13 protein-coding genes are annotated in these 17,544 nt (G+C 47.1%); 4 read left to right on the top strand and 9 right to left on the bottom strand.

From position 1 onward, the window contains the following. Nucleotides 1–221 precede the first annotated feature (221 nt). The gene (locus tag AB3R30_RS09750) at nucleotides 222–884 is read right to left on the bottom strand and encodes an L-threonylcarbamoyladenylate synthase (protein WP_458648985.1); all 663 of its coding nucleotides are present in this window, start codon (nucleotides 882–884) and stop codon (nucleotides 222–224) included. Between the two features lie 92 nt (nucleotides 885–976). Between AB3R30_RS09750 and larC the strand changes: the two genes are divergently transcribed. Next, nucleotides 977–2,488 (top strand): nickel pincer cofactor biosynthesis protein LarC, encoded by a 1,512-nt coding sequence (gene larC / locus AB3R30_RS09745; protein WP_458648984.1) that lies wholly within the window; start codon nucleotides 977–979, stop codon nucleotides 2,486–2,488. Nucleotides 2,489–2,627: 139 nt separating this feature from the next. On the opposite strand, the gene AB3R30_RS09740 is transcribed toward larC, so the two are convergent. The 6 genes from AB3R30_RS09740 to nrdR all read right to left on the bottom strand — a co-directional run bounded on the left by AB3R30_RS09740 (nucleotide 2,628) and on the right by nrdR (nucleotide 8,304). Continuing rightward, a complete protein-coding gene (locus AB3R30_RS09740) occupies nucleotides 2,628–3,869 on the bottom strand; it encodes an MFS transporter (RefSeq protein ID WP_458648983.1) in 1,242 nt (413 codons plus the stop codon). Continuing rightward, on the bottom strand, nucleotides 3,866–4,018 hold the full coding sequence (locus AB3R30_RS09735; RefSeq protein ID WP_458648982.1) for a hypothetical protein: 153 nt from the start codon (nucleotides 4,016–4,018) through the stop codon (nucleotides 3,866–3,868). Before AB3R30_RS09735 ends, AB3R30_RS09740 begins: the two co-directional genes overlap by 4 nt. A gap of 48 nt (nucleotides 4,019–4,066) precedes the next feature. After that, a complete protein-coding gene (gene metK, locus AB3R30_RS09730) occupies nucleotides 4,067–5,320 on the bottom strand; it encodes a methionine adenosyltransferase (RefSeq protein ID WP_458648981.1) in 1,254 nt (417 codons plus the stop codon). A 226-nt stretch (nucleotides 5,321–5,546) separates the two neighbouring features. Further along, nucleotides 5,547–6,290 (bottom strand): HAD family hydrolase, encoded by a 744-nt coding sequence (locus AB3R30_RS09725; protein ID WP_458648980.1) that lies wholly within the window; start codon nucleotides 6,288–6,290, stop codon nucleotides 5,547–5,549. A gap of 91 nt (nucleotides 6,291–6,381) precedes the next feature. After that, the gene (locus AB3R30_RS09720; RefSeq protein WP_458648979.1) at nucleotides 6,382–7,524 is read right to left on the bottom strand and encodes a 30S ribosomal protein S1; all 1,143 of its coding nucleotides are present in this window, start codon (nucleotides 7,522–7,524) and stop codon (nucleotides 6,382–6,384) included. A gap of 222 nt (nucleotides 7,525–7,746) precedes the next feature. Further along, nucleotides 7,747–8,304: a transcriptional regulator NrdR gene (gene nrdR, locus AB3R30_RS09715; RefSeq protein WP_458648978.1), complete on the bottom strand. Its 558-nt coding sequence runs from the start codon at nucleotides 8,302–8,304 to the stop codon at nucleotides 7,747–7,749. A 532-nt stretch (nucleotides 8,305–8,836) separates the two neighbouring features. On the opposite strand from nrdR, the gene AB3R30_RS09710 reads away from it, so the two are divergent. From AB3R30_RS09710 to argS, 3 genes are all read left to right on the top strand, one after another. Next, entirely contained in the window at nucleotides 8,837–12,436 is a 3,600-nt protein-coding gene (locus tag AB3R30_RS09710) for a response regulator (RefSeq protein WP_458648977.1), read from the top strand. Nucleotides 12,437–12,587: 151 nt separating this feature from the next. After that, entirely contained in the window at nucleotides 12,588–13,451 is an 864-nt protein-coding gene (gene nadC / locus AB3R30_RS09705; protein WP_458648976.1) for a carboxylating nicotinate-nucleotide diphosphorylase, read from the top strand. Nucleotides 13,452–13,741: 290 nt separating this feature from the next. Then, the gene (gene argS, locus AB3R30_RS09700; protein WP_458648975.1) at nucleotides 13,742–15,499 is read left to right on the top strand and encodes an arginine--tRNA ligase; all 1,758 of its coding nucleotides are present in this window, start codon (nucleotides 13,742–13,744) and stop codon (nucleotides 15,497–15,499) included. Nucleotides 15,500–15,595: 96 nt separating this feature from the next. Here the strand turns inward: argS and AB3R30_RS09695 are convergent, their stop codons facing one another. Beyond that, on the bottom strand, nucleotides 15,596–15,691 hold the full coding sequence (locus tag AB3R30_RS09695; protein ID WP_171572162.1) for a photosystem II reaction center protein T: 96 nt from the start codon (nucleotides 15,689–15,691) through the stop codon (nucleotides 15,596–15,598). Nucleotides 15,692–15,787: 96 nt separating this feature from the next. Continuing rightward, nucleotides 15,788–17,320: a photosystem II chlorophyll-binding protein CP47 gene (gene psbB, locus AB3R30_RS09690; RefSeq protein ID WP_458648974.1), complete on the bottom strand. Its 1,533-nt coding sequence runs from the start codon at nucleotides 17,318–17,320 to the stop codon at nucleotides 15,788–15,790. Nucleotides 17,321–17,544 lie beyond the last annotated feature (224 nt).

Here is a 17,544-nt window from a genome sequence, read left to right as displayed (position 1 = left end):
CTTAAATAGTGCCAATCCGCGTTGACAGTAAAATCCGCTTTGACAGTAAACAGTTGACAAGCTGCTTTCTCCTGATTGCCTCTTTAAGGAAGCCTGCTTCTACTAGCCAGTTTGGGGGGGGGAGCCATCCGGATCTGTATGACGATAGAGAGATGAAAAAAGTTCATTTTGTTGAAATGGGTCTCAGAATTCCCCAATGTCAAAGGTTTTCGCGGATTTTGTCAGCGTCCTGCACTTGTCCACAGTTCTACGGCTTCCCATCCAAGACCCTTCCGAACTAGCACAGGTTCCTCACTGCTCAAATCTAAAATAGTGGAAACCTCATAGCCCGGTTCCTGCTCATCGTCTACAATTACGTCCACCAATTTATCTAAACACTCAAATAAATCTAGGCGAGATGGGTAGTCGATCGCGCTTTGGCTACGGGCGGAATCATTCTCTAAAACATGGGCAGAAGTCGAAATAATGGGATTGCCCAAGCCTTCTAGAAGTGCCTGACAAATGGGGCGATCGGGCACCCGAATTCCTGTAGTGCGGCGTTTGGGACTCATGACCAGTTTTGGAACCAGTTTGGTTGTTGGTAGCAAGAAAGTATAAGGACCAGGAATTAAGCGCCGCATAATTCTGTAAGCTTCATCACTAACGATCGCATACTGAGCGATATTAGATAAGGACGAACACAAAAACGTCAGCGGCTTATCATTAGAAAGTTGTTTAATTTGCCTAACCCGCTGCACAGCACTTTTCGAGTTCAAATCACAGCCGATCGCATAGACCGTATCGGTCGGATACAGCAGCACTGCCCCATCTTTTAGCGCTTTAACAATACGATCTACCGTGCGGGCTTGAGGATTTTTAGGATGAAGCGTATGAAGAGTTGCCATGATAGAAAAGTGCAGAATAAATAATTCAGAACTCAAAACTTAAGACATTTCCTGCGGAAACGCTGCGCGAACAAAACTTGCCTAAAACGCCAATGACCAAAATTGCTTACTTACAATGCCCGACGGGAATTGCTGGAGATATGTGCCTGGGTGCGCTTGTAGATTTGGGCGTACCGATAGCCTACTTAATTGAGCAACTGGGACGTTTAGGAATTTCGCAAGAATATAAACTGTGGACAGAATCAGTCGATCGCAACGGGCAGCGAGCGACAAAATTTCATGTGGATCTGGTGTTTGAGTCGGGGGAAGTGGTAAACCCAGATAACTTTGCAACGTTTGATTCACGTCCTTATCCCCTCCATTCTGCTACAGAAGCGACCGCTTCCGAGAATTTAATTGCAGACCACTCTCATAAGCATAGACATTCCCATTCTCACAGCCATTCCCCTGTTGAGGATTTCGCCCATCCGCTTCCCCCCATTCGACACCTGCCAGAAATTGAACAGTTAATTATGATGGCTCAGCTACCGACACGAGCAGAAACCTGGAGTTTGGCGGTGTTTCGGCAATTGGCAGCAGCAGAAGCCGCAGTGCATGGTGCTCCTATTGAGCAGGTGCATTTTCATGAGGTGGGTGCAACAGATGCGATCGTCGATATTGTCGGAACTTGCTTGGGTTTGGACTGGCTACAAGTTGAGGAACTCCACTGTTCTGCCTTACCCACGGGCGGCGGCACCATTCGAGCCGCCCACGGACGGATGCCTGTGCCAACTCCTGCGGTGCTGAAGCTGTTTGAAATGCGCCAAGTGCCGATTTATTACAATGGTATCGATCGCGAATTAGTTACCCCTACAGGCGCGGCGATCGCCACAACATTAGTCACTCACTTTGGTTCACCTCCCACCATGACGCTGCACAAAGTGGGCTTAGGTGCGGGGACTCAAAATTTGCCGATAGCGAATGTGTTGCGGCTGTGGGTTGGAGAACAGGGAATAGGGAACAGGGAGCAGGGAATAGGGAACAGGGAGCAGGGAATTAGGGAGCAGGGAATAGAGGGCAGAAAACTCAAAACTCAAAACTCAAAACTCAAAACTCAAAACTCAAAACTTCACTCTACTGAAACCCAACGCCTAGCACCTGACACCTACGTTACTGAAACCATTACTGTTTTGGAAACCCAAATTGATGATCTCAATCCTCAAGCGATCGCTTATGTGATGGAGCAATTGCTGGCGATGGGAGTGCTGGATGTGTTTACCCAGGCGATCGCGATGAAAAAATCTCGACTGGGAACGCTGCTCACGGTGATCTGTCGGGTTGGTGATGAGGATGCTTGCGAAGCGATGATTTTTCGAGAAACGACGACCTTGGGAATTCGGCGATCGCAGCAGCAGCGACAGATATTACCGCGAGAAATTCAGTCGGTGCAGACGGACTATGGCATCGTGCGAGTCAAAGTTGCTTGGGCGGAAGGACGCGATCGTGCTCCGACCAATGTGCAGCCCGAATATGATGACTGTGCCCAAATCGCCCATCAGCAGAATGTTTCTTGGCGTGAAGTACATCAAGCGACCTTAGAAAAGTGGCAGCAGACTAGGCAATAGAAGGAATTGAATGGGTTGGCAGGGTTTTGATCACAAGTTTTTTAATCAGTGCGATCGCGCTTTTTGTGCTGCCTCGCCCATCGCTCAAAGTTGTAAAAATCTGAAAAGGCTTTAATAACGATAAAGGGTACAGCGGTATTTAGGCATTAGGTAGTGCGTAAATATCGCGACCACGACCCAGAGAATATTTAAGCGAATGGCTCAGATCCTTGCTGCATAGGGTAACGAAACTGATCACTGCAAGTAAGGCAATGCCTGCGGCAACCCCAAACAGACCTCGATAGCCGATCGCCTCAGCAAAATAGCCCATCACCGGACCCGCGATCGCCATGCCACAGTCAAATCCAGCTAAACATAACCCAAACACCCGACCGCGCTCATGGGGTTCTGAGCGATCCGCCGTCAACACGATGATCATCGGAATGAAAATACCGCCGCCTGCTCCTTCCAAAAAACCAGCCAGCAAAAATTCGGGGGCACTATGGGCACGCCACAGCAGCAGCATGGAAACGGCGTATAGCAACAGGCTAATCGTGATAAAACGTCCCCGTCCGTAGCGATCGGAAGCGCGACCTGTGAGTAGCCTGACCCCAAAACTGGCGATCGCGGCAGCCGTATAAAACAACCCCGCATTCAAATTCACGCCCGTTTCTTGAATGTAAAGTGGCACAAACACGGCTAAAGTGCCAAATGCAATTCCAATCAAGGACAGCACTAAAGTAGGAATTCGCAAACGGGGACTCCATAAAAATTTCCAAAAGGGAATATTGTGAACTTTTTGAGAAGCAGCAGACGATGCTAATTCAACAAAGGGCGCTTTGATTTGAGTCGCACACAAAATTCCGGCAAAGCCTAACCCCGCCGAGAACAAAAATAAGGGCGTGTAGCCTGCCCATACCTGCAAAAAACCACCGATCGCGGGTCCTAATGCCATCCCAATTGGATTTACCAAGGTCAGGTATCCTAACACTTCGCCACGATTTTGAGGCGGAGCCAGATCCGTCACTAATGCGCTGAAAGCGGTAGTGAATGCGGCAATGCTCAAGCCATGAAAGGCGCGAATAGCAAACAATAGAGGAATGGATTGAGTCATCAGGTAGCCTAAAGGGGCGATCGCCACCGCCACCAGCCCGATCATTAGCACTTGAGTACGACTTTTTTGATCGGCTCTGCGTCCTAACCAAGGGCGAAAGACCAATAGCCCAATGGCAAAGGCTCCCATAACTACGCCCACTTCGCGATCGCCGGCTCCCGCCTGCTTGATATAAGGCGACAGCGTTGGTAACAGCGATGCTAAACTTGCCCAAAACAACAGCCCAGACGCAAACAAAAACACCAGATTGCGGCGTTGCTCTGGTTGAAGGGTTTGAAATACTTTCAATCGATGACCTCTGCGATCGCTCCTCTTAATGATGAAGAGATTTGAAGTATTTGGCTATCCTCCGATTGGGCAGAAAGCAGCGCGATCGCGTGTGAAGTAAGTAGAAGTAATAAGCACGATCGCCCCATGAAAAAGCGACAGATGAACATCACCTATCGCTTGAAATGAGTTGAGTTTTTAAGCTACGCGATCGCGCTTTAAACCATTGAATAAATGCGAGTCGCTTCCTCTTTAAGCAACGCTGCCTTATCAGTTTGTTCCCAAGGCAGATCCAGATCCGTCCGTCCCAAATGACCGTATGCTGCTATCTCCTGATAAAAGCGACCGCCGCGCTCAGCAGGCAACTTCCGCAAGTTGAACGTTTGAATGATTCCAGCAGGACGAAGCTCAAAATGCTTTTGTATCAGTTCTAGCAGGCGATCATCATCAATCTTTCCAGTTCCAAAGGTATCAATCATAATGCTGACCGGGCGCGCCACCCCGATCGCATAACTCAGTTGCACCTCACACTTATCTGCCAACCCAGCCGCCACAATGTTTTTTGCCACATGTCGGCAAGCATAAGCAGCACTGCGATCGACTTTTGTGGGATCTTTTCCAGAAAATGCACCCCCACCATGACGAGAATAGCCCCCGTAAGTATCCACAATAATTTTGCGACCCGTTAGCCCCGCATCTCCTTGAGGACCACCAATCACAAATTTTCCAGTGGGATTGACCAAAAAGCGAGTCTTGTCATCCGGCTTAACGGCAATATCCGCAAATACAGGTTGAACAACCAACTCCCACAAATCAGCTTTAATTTTTGCCTGAATTTTTTCATTATCAGTAATGCTACCGATTTCTGCCGCATGTTGGGTAGAAACCAAAATGGTATCAATCCCAACAGGACGATTATCCTCATAGGCAACAGTCACCTGGGTTTTGCCATCAGGACGCAGGTAAGCAAGTTGTCCTGTTTTACGCACAGCCGCCAATTTCCGAGAAATACGATGGGCTAGGGAAATAGGCATCGGCATTAACTCAGGCGTTTCATTACAAGCAAACCCGAACATAATACCCTGGTCACCCGCGCCAACACCATCCAGTTCATCATTGGATAACTCGCGTGCTTCCTGAGCCGTGTTGACCCCTTGAGCAATATCGGGAGATTGATCGTCTAACGCAACTAAAACCGAGCAGCTATTGGCACAGAAACCATTATCTACTCCGGTATAACCAATTTCAGCAATTTTCTGGCGCGTAATATCGATGTAATTCACTTTTGCCTTGGAGGTGATTTCACCTGTGATCAAGACTAGTCCAGTGTTCACTACAACTTCCGCAGCAACTCTGCTCAATGGATCTTGAGCTAGCAAGGCATCTAGAATAGTGTCTGAAATTTGGTCACAAATCTTGTCAGGATGACCTTCAGTAACAGATTCGGACGTAAAAAGGTAACGACGAGCCAAGGACAACTCCTCTCTTCACACTAGAGTTAATAAACAAAGCTAGGTCTTAAAAAAACTTGTGAAAAATTTATTAGTCAATCAGGCTTTATACCTAATTTATCTACAAAGATACACAATGATGAGACTTCAGCGGATCATAGCATTTGTAGGCGCTCGGATGAAGTGAAGGTTAAAAGTTGACGAAGAATTCAACAAAGATAGAACTTAGTACTCTGCTCAAAGATTGCTAGGTTGCAACAATCTGAATGGTTGCGAAGGTTTGCACTAAGGCATTTGCTTGTTTAAGAGAGGCTCGATTGATGGGTTCCCACATCACGCCAATGCAACCAGCCGCTTTTGCGGCACAAGCCATTTCGATGTCAGCGGCAGAATCTCCAATGACGATTGCCCGTTCAGGTAAGACATCCAAGGCCGCACAAGCTTGTCGAAGTAATTCTGGATTCGGTTTGCTTAACCCAGTATCGGTTCCCATGGCAAGTTGAACGAGAGAGTTTAGCTCATATTTATCTACAAAATCTTGCACATTAGCGGTGGTATCTGAAGATAGAATACCGATTTTGAGCGATGCTTGGGCGATCGCCTGCATTAATTCCTTTGCCCCTTCATACAGAGGAGTATTGTCTGCTTTACGATCAAAGACGCGATCAGCTTCCGTGAAGGCGGATTGCACAATACTCAGTGATTCTAGCCAATCTCGTCCTGTTTCAGCCACATAAGCAGCAGCAGCAATTTCGTTTTCTAAACGGGTTCCCACTGCCATTAATCCAGCCGAATTGAGGCGATCGCTCTCTATACCAAATGCCATTAGCAGCGGCTCTTGAACTCCAGGAATCTGAGCATCAATCAAGCGCGCGCGCTTTTGAGCCAGATTCCGCAAAAAATGGTGAGAATTTGCCAACGTTCCATCTTTATCAAAAATAACAGCTTCGATATTTTCAAAGCGCACAGTTCCACATTGAATCAAGGTCATAAAATTCTTATTCGGCAACACTTAAAAAAAAAGAAGAGGATTTTTCCTCTTCTTGAAAAACAAGTTAAATACAGTCTGACCTATTACAAAGCTATTCAGCAGCAGAGATTTCTTCAGTTTCGGTCGTCGTAGCAGAACCTTCGTCCTCTACAGCTAAAGGAACTTCTTCCTCTGTTGCAGCAGGAACTTCTTCCTCAATGTCTCCAGAAATCTCTTCTGCCACCGCAGCAGGCACCTCTGCCTCCTCCATAGCATCAGGAATTTCCGCATCTTCCATTGCGGTAGGAACGTCTTCCTCAATGTCCTGAGGAACCTCCTCGATCAAAGTTCCCTGCTGTTTTGCCAAGATCTGCTCACGATATTTCACCGCCATTTCCTCAGCTTTGTCATAGACGACCTGGGGATTCTTAACCATGTCGCCGGGTTCTGGCTCAAGCTGTTTAGTGGAAAGAGAAATCCGACCGCGGTCGGCATCAAGATCAATAATCATGACCTTTAGCTCATCATTCACATTGAAAACGCTATGAGGCGTATCAATATGGTCGTGGGAGATTTCTGAAATATGTAGTAATCCACTGACCCCACCAATATCAATAAACGCACCGTAGGGCTTGATACCGCGCACGGTTCCAATCACTACTTCGCCCACTTCGAGCTTGTTCATCTTACGCTCAACCAGCGCACGACGATGGCTTAATACCAGGCGATTACGCTCCTCGTCTACTTCCAAAAACTTCAGGGGTAGCTCTTCACCAACGAGTTCTTCCTTCGGTTTACGGGTACTAATATGGGAGCCAGGGATAAAGCCCCGCAACCCTTCAATCCTAACTAAAGCACCACCTCGGTTGGTTGCAAAAACCAGAGAACGAACTGTTGCGTCTTCTGTCTGAAGTTGACGAACTCGTTCCCACGCCCGCATATACTCAATGCGACGGATAGAGAGCGTTAACTGTCCATCTTCGTTTTCATCCGCAAGAATATAAAACTCGCGAGTTTCATTAGATTGCAGCACTTCTTCAGGAGTATCAATTCTATTAATTGACATCTCTTGAATGGGGATGTAGGCAGCCGTTTTCGCGCCAATGTCAATCAGAGCGCCCCGTGGCTCTAAACTAAACACCGTCCCTGCAACTACGTCACCTGGATTAAAGTGATAGTCGTAATCATCTAGTTTTGAAGCGAAGTCTTCGTAAGTAAAGCCAATATCTAGCGTTAATGTGTCCTGATTGACCATGCGAATCGTTTCCTGGTAGTTATCTCCGTGTAAAGTTTGCCTCCTTGATGGGTAAGCACGCCATAACGGGTTACCACACCTGGAAATCTTCTATTCACAGTGTAGAAGATTTAAACGTTCAGATCGATTTAGGCTCGGAAGACCTATCATACCTTAACAGATCGCCCTACGCACACTACTGAGAAAATAGATTTAGAGAAAAGTTTATTTGAAGCAGGTTGTTCACGTGGTAGAAACGGTATGAACAGAGTTATCGTCTGGTTCATTTAACCCCATTGGCTTAGCTTGGTTCCCATTCTCTATTGATCGCAGTGTTTGAGATTTCGGAGTAGTGTTTTGCAGATGAGCGAGAGTATCTACAAAATCACGAATGCCTTGAAATTTTCGATAAACTGATGCAAACCGGATGTAGGCAACTTCGCTAAGAGCTTTCAAATTATCTAGAACAAGTTCGCCAATTTCGCTGCTAGGAACTTCTCGAATGACACGCTGCTGCAAATCGGATTCAATTTCATCGACGATATTTTCCATTTGTGGAGCAGAAATTCCTGTTTTTTCGCAGGCGCGAACGATTCCTTTCAAAAGTTTATAGCGATCGAAGGATTGGCGATCGCCATTGCGTTTGATCACCGTAACGGGAACAAATTCGATCCGTTCATAGGTCGTAAATCTACGCGAACATTTCAAACATTCGCGCCGCCGCCGAACACTTTGACCTGACTCTGCGGAACGCGATTCAAGAACACGATTGTCGCCGTGCTGACAGAAAGGACATCGCATGGTGATAAAGCACTCCAAGCGAAATGAACAGTTGTAGAGTTTTCTGATACTAAAACCTTAAAAATACTTTGCGAAGTACTTTTATTAGCTAGCTTTAATCAAATTAAAAACTCTTACACTTTAGTTAGGCTGATGCACTAACTTAAAGACGATTATGCCCGATTTACTTTGATTGCATTAATATTTTTCTGGTATTTATTTTAGACCCGTCAATGAACTCATTAGGGGTGCGTTATAAACTGCTTTGGGAAGGGCAGTCTAAGAAAGCACGGTTCATCCTAGTGCATCTGTGTGAGTTACTTTTCGTAATCTTTATAGAGTTTAACTAAGTGACCAGATGGCTGGATGCTGTACTAACTGACTTGATTTAAGCTTGTAGATGCCATAGTGGTATACAAGATTAAGATAATAGGGGTGTAATCTCGGTGCTGAAACAGTTGGGGAATGGAGTATATAGCCTTTTGCTTTGGAAGACTTCCTGTTTGACCAAAGGATTTTTAATCCAACTGCCCTTGTAGCAGGAGAGCGGTTCATGAAAGCCCAGCCGAATAACAAACCAAAAATTCTGGTGGTGGACGATGAACCAGATAATTTAGATTTGCTTTATCGCACGTTTTACCGAGAATTTAAAGTGCTGCGTGCGGAAAATGGACTCGCTGCATTAGAAATTTTGTCTAATGAGGGCGATGTTGCTGTAATTATTTCCGATCAGCGAATGCCTCACATGAGTGGGACTGAGTTTCTTAGTTTGACTGCCACTCAATATCCAGACATTATCCGAATTATTTTGACTGGGTATACCGATGTTGAAGATTTGGTGGAGGCAATTAATGCTGGCAAGGTGTTTAAGTATGTGACGAAGCCTTGGGATGATGAGGAACTGAAAGTTGTTGTGCGGCAGGCAGTAGACATTCATACGGTGCTGAAAACTCGGACGCGGGAGTTACGGCGATCGCTCCGACAAGAATCTTTACTCAATGCCGTCACCAGTACGATTCGCAGTGCCTTGAGCTATCGGCAAATTTTGCAAACCATGGGTCAAACTGTGGGTCATATTTTTGAGGCGAGCTACTGTCTCGTGTCTCCTTTTCAAGATGGACGTTTTGATGAGGACAATTTTGTTTATGTCAGTGCCTACGAAGAGCAGGGAATTGAACCCAAGTCTTTCGTTCCTCCGAAGGGCGCAACAGAACAGGTTACCCATGCGAGATCGACTCCATTGCGCGATGCCCTTTTTCAAACGATTTGGGTAACTCAAGACATTCAAATTATTCAAAATACTGAAACAGACGATCGCCTTCAGATAGACACTCCACATACACAACCCCTGCGACAGGCTTATCACGAAGTCAACATCCAATCCAGCTTGATTGTGCCGTTGTGCTATCAACAAGAATTAATTGCAATTTTAGCGCTGCATCAATGTGGGCACCCGCGCTCCTGGCAAGATGACGAAGTGCAGCTTTTAACCATGGTGGCTGATCAAGCAGCCTTGGCACTGGCACAAGCCCGCGCTTATGAACAACTGCAAGCTCTGGCAAAACGAGAAGTGCTGATTAACACTATTACCACCGCCATTCGCTCTAGCCTCGATCCTCAAGATATTTTTGCTGCCATTACTCAACAGCTTGGACAGGTGTTACAAGCCGATGGCTGTGCCTTGTCGCTGTGGACAGAAACCGATGAGTATGTGCAGTGTGTTGGGTTGCATGATGCGGCTTATCCAGGACATTCCCTCTCCCAAAAAGAAACGCTTGAAGATGATCCGGCATCTATTACGACAGTAAATCCGGCGTTTCAGGCTCAGCCGAATCGTCTGCTGGATTTGGAGGAGGATAACCGCCCGTTGCCAAAATCGATGGTGCCCATAGATCGCAACCCAGTGTTAAGGCAATTGATGCTCACAAAACAGCCCGTCGTGCTAAATGACTTAGAACTTTCTACCGAAATGCAGGGGGAGGAGCAAACCTTTCGTAACCCAACGCGGGCGCTGCTCGTGGTGCCGTTGTTGTCAGATGGCAAGATTATTGGCAGTATTTCCTTACGCCAAAATCATCAGCCTCGGCGTTGGAGTTTGTCCGAAATTGAATTAACCCAGGCAGTGGCAGCCCAAGCGGCGATCGCGGTGCAGCAAGCGCGGTTGTATCAAAAAACTCGCCAACAAGCAGAACAACTTTTGGCACTCGATCGCCAAAAAACTGAGTTTTTCCAAAATATTTCCCATGAATTTCGCACCCCGTTGACGCTAACGATTGGTCCATTAGAAGGAGCGGTTGCCAAAGAGCAAGGGCTTTCCTATGAGCAATCTGTGATTGCGCTGCGAAACTCTCGACGGTTGCTGCGGTTAGTCAACCAGCTTTTAGATTTGCAGCGACTGGATGCTAAACGGATGCAGCCAAGTTTTCGCCCTGCTGACTTGGTAGAATTTGTCAGCCAAACGGTTGATTCTTTTCGTGCCTATTGCGATCGCAAAGATATTCGTCTACTGACCCATCTGCAATCTTGCCCAGAAGTTTATCTAGACCTAGAAAAATTTGACAAGGTGCTTTACAACCTCTTGTCCAACGCCATGAAATTTACGCCCACAGGTGGCTCTATCACCGTGCTGCTTAAACCTGCCGGGGATCACTGCTCACTTCAGGTCATCGACACCGGAATAGGCATCCGTCCCGACCAAATTCCTCACCTATTTGAGCGGTTTCGGCAGGCAGAGGGTTCTGCAAATCGCAGCCATGAAGGAAGTGGTTTAGGCTTAGCTTTAGTTAAAGAACTGGTTGAACTCCACGGAGGGCAAGTTTCGGTAGACTCGACCTATGGCGAAGGAACCACCTTTACCGTATGGATTCAAACTGGAGTTGCCCACCTCCCGCCTCAACAAGTGATTGACATGCAAGCCGAGTTGCAACCCAATCGCGCGGCGGTCGAGCTAGCAGACATTGAAGGAACTCAAGATTCTGAAGCAGCCTCTATTTTTAACTTAGAGGGTCTGCCCCTTTTAGGGAGTCAAGACGGTGCAACTGGCTCTACTGCAATGAATCCCGAAGATGGGCGGGTGTTGGTAGTAGACGATAATCCCGATGTGCGGACTTATATCTCTAGCATTTTGCGAGAAAAAGGGTATCAGGTGCAAACCGCTCGAAATGGCGCAGAAGGCTACAAAACGGCTCAAGCCTATGCTCCACACTTAATTGTGACAGACTTAATGATGCCCCATGTGTCTGGTTTAGACCTGATTCGGATGATTCGTCTGGATGACGGTCTTAAAGGGGTTCCTATAATTCTCCTGACTGCCAAGGTGGATGAGAATACACGCATTGAAGGTACAGAACAGGGGGCTGATGCCTACTTATCTAAGCCGTTTAACGATCGCGAATTGCTAGCAGAAGTCCGAAATCTGCTGGCGCTCAAAGCCAATGAACGGCGCGTGGCGGAGTTAAACCAATATCTGACAGAATCGGTGTTGAAGCGATTTTTGCCTGCATCCATGGTCGATCGCGCGGCTCAAGGCGAATTGGTGTTAGATCTCCGCCCTGAACCCCGGTTAGTGACGGTGCTATTTAGCGATATTGTCGGGTTCACCCAACTTTCAAATACGCTGCGATCTCGCCGAGTGGCTGAATTATTGAATGAATATTTGGCAGAGATGACCCATGTGATCTTTAATAATGGCGGCACGATTGACAAATTCATGGGCGATGCCATTTTGGTATTATTTGGCGCACCCGAAGAACTGTCTCCTAATGAACAAGTTCGTCGGGCGATCGCGGCGGCTCGTGAAATGCGGCGATCGCTGCAAACCTTAAACAAACGGTGGCAGGAGCAAGGGATCAACCAAGTGCAGTTCCGGTGTGGCATCCACCAAGGCACCGCAGTTGTAGGGATGTTTGGCTCTTCTGAGCGATCGGATTACACCGCGATCGGTCCTAGTATCAACATTGCTTCCCGGATTCAAGAAGTCGCTGATCCAGACTGTATTCTGGTTTCTGCGGCAGTTGCAGACTATTTAGAAGAAGATGAAATCGTCAAATTTAGCCCGTTAGAGCTAAAGGGAGTGGATGAAACCGTCCTCACCTTTGTGGTTACCCCTGAACCTAGAGCCAGTAAAGACGAAGCGAGTAGAGACGAACCATGAGTGATACCGTTTTGAGTTTTGAGTTTTGAATTTTGAGTTTTGAGTTTTGAGTTTTGAATTGTAGAAGCGTTACTCAGTCACGGTTTCATCTTCAGATCTGCCGTATGCTCCATTTAAATTGGTATGACTTAAATATTGGGTTGCAAACTTGATGAAGCGTTTGGCTGCTATACCTCCTTCCATTCTGCTAGACCCCTTGTTGCGGGGTTGGCTGTTAGAAGATATCGGTCGGGGCGATCGCTCAACGGCGGCTCTTTTTGAAGGTAAACCTCCGATGGGGCAGGCTGAATGGATTGTGAAGGAATCGGGCAGCATTGCTGGATTGCCCATCGCCAAACGGGTGTTTCATCTGCTGAATGAGCAAGTTGCCTTTGAACCTGTTGCTCAAGAAGGAGAAAGCTATGAGCGGGGTCAAGCGATCGCCCAAATCTCTGGCGCGATGGATGCGTTGCTCACTGGGGAACGGGTGGCATTGAACCTGGTCATGCGGTTAAGCGGGATCGCCACTCTGACCCGCCAGTATGTGAATCAAATTGCCGATTTACCTGCTCAGTTAGTCGATACTCGCAAAACTACTCCAGGGTTACGGCTATTGGAAAAATATGCAACGCAAGTTGGCGGAGCCGTAAACCATCGCATGGGTTTAGATGATGGAGTGATGCTGAAAGATAACCACATTGCGGCGGTCGGCGGAATTGCCACCGCGATCGCCCGCATTCGAGGGCAAGTTCCCTACCCGTTGACGATTGAGGTAGAAACGGAAAAGCTCGAACAAGTGGAGGAAGCGATCAAGCATGGCGCAGACATTATCATGCTGGACAATATGCCTTTAGATCAAATGCAGCAGGCAGTTGTCATGATTCGTCAAACCAATTCGCGCATTAAAATCGAAGCATCTGGCAACATTACCCTAGAAACAATTCGCGCTGTAGCTCAAACTGGAGTGGATTATATTTCTAGTAGTGCCCCGATTACGCGGTCTACTTGGCTGGATATCAGCATGAAAATGGCATAGCTGGAACCGGAAATTTTGAATCTGCGATCGCCAAAACAAGGCAAAATAGGTTTTCTGCCAGCTTTTGTTTGGGATGATAGAAGTAGTGCAATGTGCGACTTTCTTAAAATCGCCTAAAAGCAGCCCTCACCCTAGCCCTCTCCCACAGGAGAGGGAACCAAAGATCTCTTGAAAGCTCTTCTCCTGCGGGAGAGGGGTTTGGGGTGAGGGTTCTTAGTTGCACATCGCGTTAAGTAGTGCAATTCATAGTGCAACCCTGTGCGGCTCGAAATTAGGATATTGATAGTTTTATGATTCTTACGATCGCCGAATTGAAAAAGCGCTTAGAACAAGCCATCAGCACCGCTTTTGGTTCAGAATATGCTGCTGTCGATCCAATTTTGGTGCCTGCCAGTAATCCCAAGTTTGGCGACTATCAAGCGAATGTGGCGATGGCGTTGGCGAAACCATTGAGGCAAGCACCACGGGCGATCGCGGAACAAATTGTGCAGCATTTAGAGGTCAGCGATCTCTGTGAACCGCCGACCGTTGCGGGTTCCGGCTTTATTAATTTGCGGTTAAAAACAGAGTATTTGGAAACCCAGTTAAGCAGGATGCTGGCAGATGATCGCTTGGGCGTAGCGTCTGTTAGCAAACCGCAGCGGGTCATCGTCGATTTTTCCAGTCCTAATATTGCCAAGGAAATGCATGTAGGGCACCTGCGATCGACCATTATTGGAGATGCGATCGCCCGTGTTTTGGAATTTCAGGGGCATGATGTCCTCAGGCTCAATCATGTCGGCGATTGGGGCACTCAATTTGGTATGTTGATCACCTATCTGCGAGAAGCGGCACCCGCAGCCTTAATCACGGCTGATGCCATTGATCTCGGTGATTTAGTTGCCTTCTACAAAAAAGCCAAACAGCGATTTGATGAAGATGAAGCCTTTCGCGACACTGCCCGACAAGAAGTGGTACGGCTGCAATCGGGCGCAGAAGACACCTTAAAAGCATGGCGGCTACTCTGCGATCAATCTCGCCGCGAATTTCAAATCATCTACGATTTGCTGGATGTCACTGTGACCGAGCGCGGCGAATCGTTCTATAACTCGCTGCTGTCAGAGGTGGCGGTAGATCTAGATAAACTTGGCTTGCTCGTCATCGATCAAGGCGCAAAATGCGTGTTTCTAGAGGGCTTTTCCAATAAGGAAGGCGATCCCCTGCCGCTGATTGTGCAAAAGTCGGATGGCGGCTATAACTATGCCACGACTGATTTAGCTGCGATTCGCTACCGCATCCAGCAAGATCAGGCAGAACGGATTCTTTACTTAACCGATATTGGGCAGTCCAACCATTTTGCCCAAGTGTTTCAGGTGGCGCGACGAGCCGGATGGCTAACGGATACGGTGGAAGTAGAACATGTGCCGTTTGGGTTAGTGCTGGGAGAAGATGGCAAAAAGCTAAAGACGCGATCGGGGGAAACTGTCCGACTGCGAGAGTTATTGGATGAAGCCGTGAACCGCGCTCGAACCGATTTGGAAACTCGCATTCAAGCGGAAGATCGACCAGAAACAGAGGACTTTATCGCCCATGTTTCTCACGTGGTAGGCATCGGCGCGGTGAAATACGCTGACTTAAGCCAAAACCGCACCGGCAATTATGTTTTTAGTTTTGACAAAATGCTGGCGCTCAATGGCAATACGGCTCCCTATATGCTCTATGCCTATGTCCGCATCCAAGGCATTACTCGCAAAGGGCAGATAGATTTTGAGCAGCTAGGACGCGATCGCAAAGTTCAGCTACAGGATGAAACCGAGTTTGCTTTGGCAAAGCATTTGCTTCAACTAGATGAAATTATTGCTCAAGTGGGTCACGAGTTATTTCCAAATCGACTCTGCCAATATTTATTTGAACTAAGCCAAAAATTTAATCAGTTCTACGATCGCTGCCCCGTTTTGCAAGCCGAAGAACCCCTCCGCACTTCCCGCCTAGCCCTTTGTAACCTCACCGCTAATACCCTAAAACTGGGACTCTCACTATTAGGCATCCCTGTTTTAGAAAGAATGTAGCCCCAAAAAACTAAAGAGATAAAGTTCCGATAAGAACTCAATCTCTTTAAGAGTTAAAACCAAAAAGTTAAAACCATCTGAACTGAGGTGAGCAATTTACTTGCCGATCCGAGGAGGCTCCCGAAACGCGATCGCAAAGAACAACACCCCAATCGCTAAAGTCAAAACCAAAATATACGCAACCGCTTCCATAATCAAATCTCTCAACAACAACCCGACTCACTCTATCTGAGAAAAGGGAATGGCAACCTCTATAAATCTGCCACTCCCTTTCATTGAAGAACTTGCCTAAATAGCTTCTTTCCGACGGGTAGATTTATCACCCAGCTTCTGATAGAAACCCCACTCAACTTGCTCCTCAGATAGTTCTGGATCGATCCCAGCAAACACATCTCGGAATAACGTCCGAGTGCCATGCCAGATGTGACCAAAGAAGAACAGCAGTGCAAAAACCGCATGTCCAAAGGTAAACCAACCTCTGGGGCTGGTGCGGAATACACCGTCCGAGTTTAAAGTTTCACGATCAAAATTAAATGATTCGCCTAACTGAGCCGCACGAGCATATTTCTTAACCTCTGTAGGTTCAGAGAAGGTTTGCCCATTCAACTGACCACCATAGAAGTTAACTTTTACACCCGCTTGCTCAAAACTGTATCGTGATTCAGCCCGACGGAATGGAATATCCGCTCGTACAATCCCATCTTTATCAGTCAAAACAATAGGGAAGTTTTCAAAGAAGTTAGGCAGACGACGAACATTGAGTTCGCGTCCCTCTCGATCCGTGAAAACTCCATGTCCTAACCAACTTTGGGCAATACCATCGCCTTTGTCCATTGCCCCTGTTCTAAACAAACCGCCCTTCGCAGGACTGTTGCCTACATAGTCGTAGAACGCTAACTTTTCAGGGATAGCTGACCATGCTTCTTCTAGGCTTGCCCCCTCTGCCAAGTCAGCTTGAACTTGTTTTTCAATCTCTTGTCTGAAGTATCCCCCATCCCATTGATAACGGGTTGGTCCAAACAGTTCGATCGGAGTCGCTGCATTGCCGTACCACATTGTCCCAGCAACAATGAAAGCTGCAAAGAAGACGGCAGCAATACTACTAGACAAAACCGTTTCAATGTTCCCCATTCGTAGAGCCTTATAGAGGCGCTCAGGAGGACGAACACTCAAATGGAATAATCCAGCAATTACCCCCACAACACCCGCAGCAATATGGTGAGCAACAATGCCACCTGGATTAAACGGGTTGAAACCTGATGGACCCCATTCAGGAGCCACAGGTTGCACACTGCCAGTTAATCCATAAGCGTCTGAAACCCACATTCCAGGACCAAATAGCCCCGTCAAATGAAAGGCTCCAAACCCAAAGCAAAGCAGTCCAGATAGCAATAGGTGAATCCCAAACATTTTGGGTAGATCTAGAGCAGGTTCACCTGTTCTAGGATCTCTAAAAAGCTCCAAGTCCCAATAAACCCAATGCCAACATGCGGCTAGGAATAGCAAGCCCGAAAGAACGATGTGAGCCGCTGCTACGCCTTCAAATGACCAGAAGCCTGGATCAACACCAGACTCTCCAGTAATACTCCAACCGCCCCAAGAACCTGTAACGCCTAGGCGAGTCATGAAGGGTAGCACAAACATTCCTTGCCGCCACATTGGGTTCAAAACGGGATCACTGGGATCAAAAATAGCAAGTTCATAAAGTGCCATTGAACCCGCCCACCCTGCTACTAAGGCAGTATGCATTAGGTGAGCAGCAATCAACCGTCCTGGATCATTAATTAGGACGGTATGTACACGGTACCAGGGTAGCCCCATTGATTACGCTTCTCCTTAGTAGTTAGATCAATTCTGCTTGATGTCTCTTTTTGCATTTTATTAAAGTGCTGCCCCCTTGGTAAATCTATTAAGACAGTCTTTAATCAAAAAAAACATCCTTCAGGCGCTGCACTTGGCAGTTTATCCAATACACAGCCCTAGAAGGGCGTTTGTAAAATGAAAAGGTATAACGAAGTGTAAACTAGTATTTAAGGCTATTGCAA

It is taken from the genome of Sivoneniella epilithica UHCC 1019 (assembly GCF_040830845.1).
Classification (GTDB): domain Bacteria; phylum Cyanobacteriota; class Cyanobacteriia; order Leptolyngbyales; family Leptolyngbyaceae; genus ULC077BIN1.
This window is presented reverse-complemented; position numbering and strand designations above follow the sequence as displayed.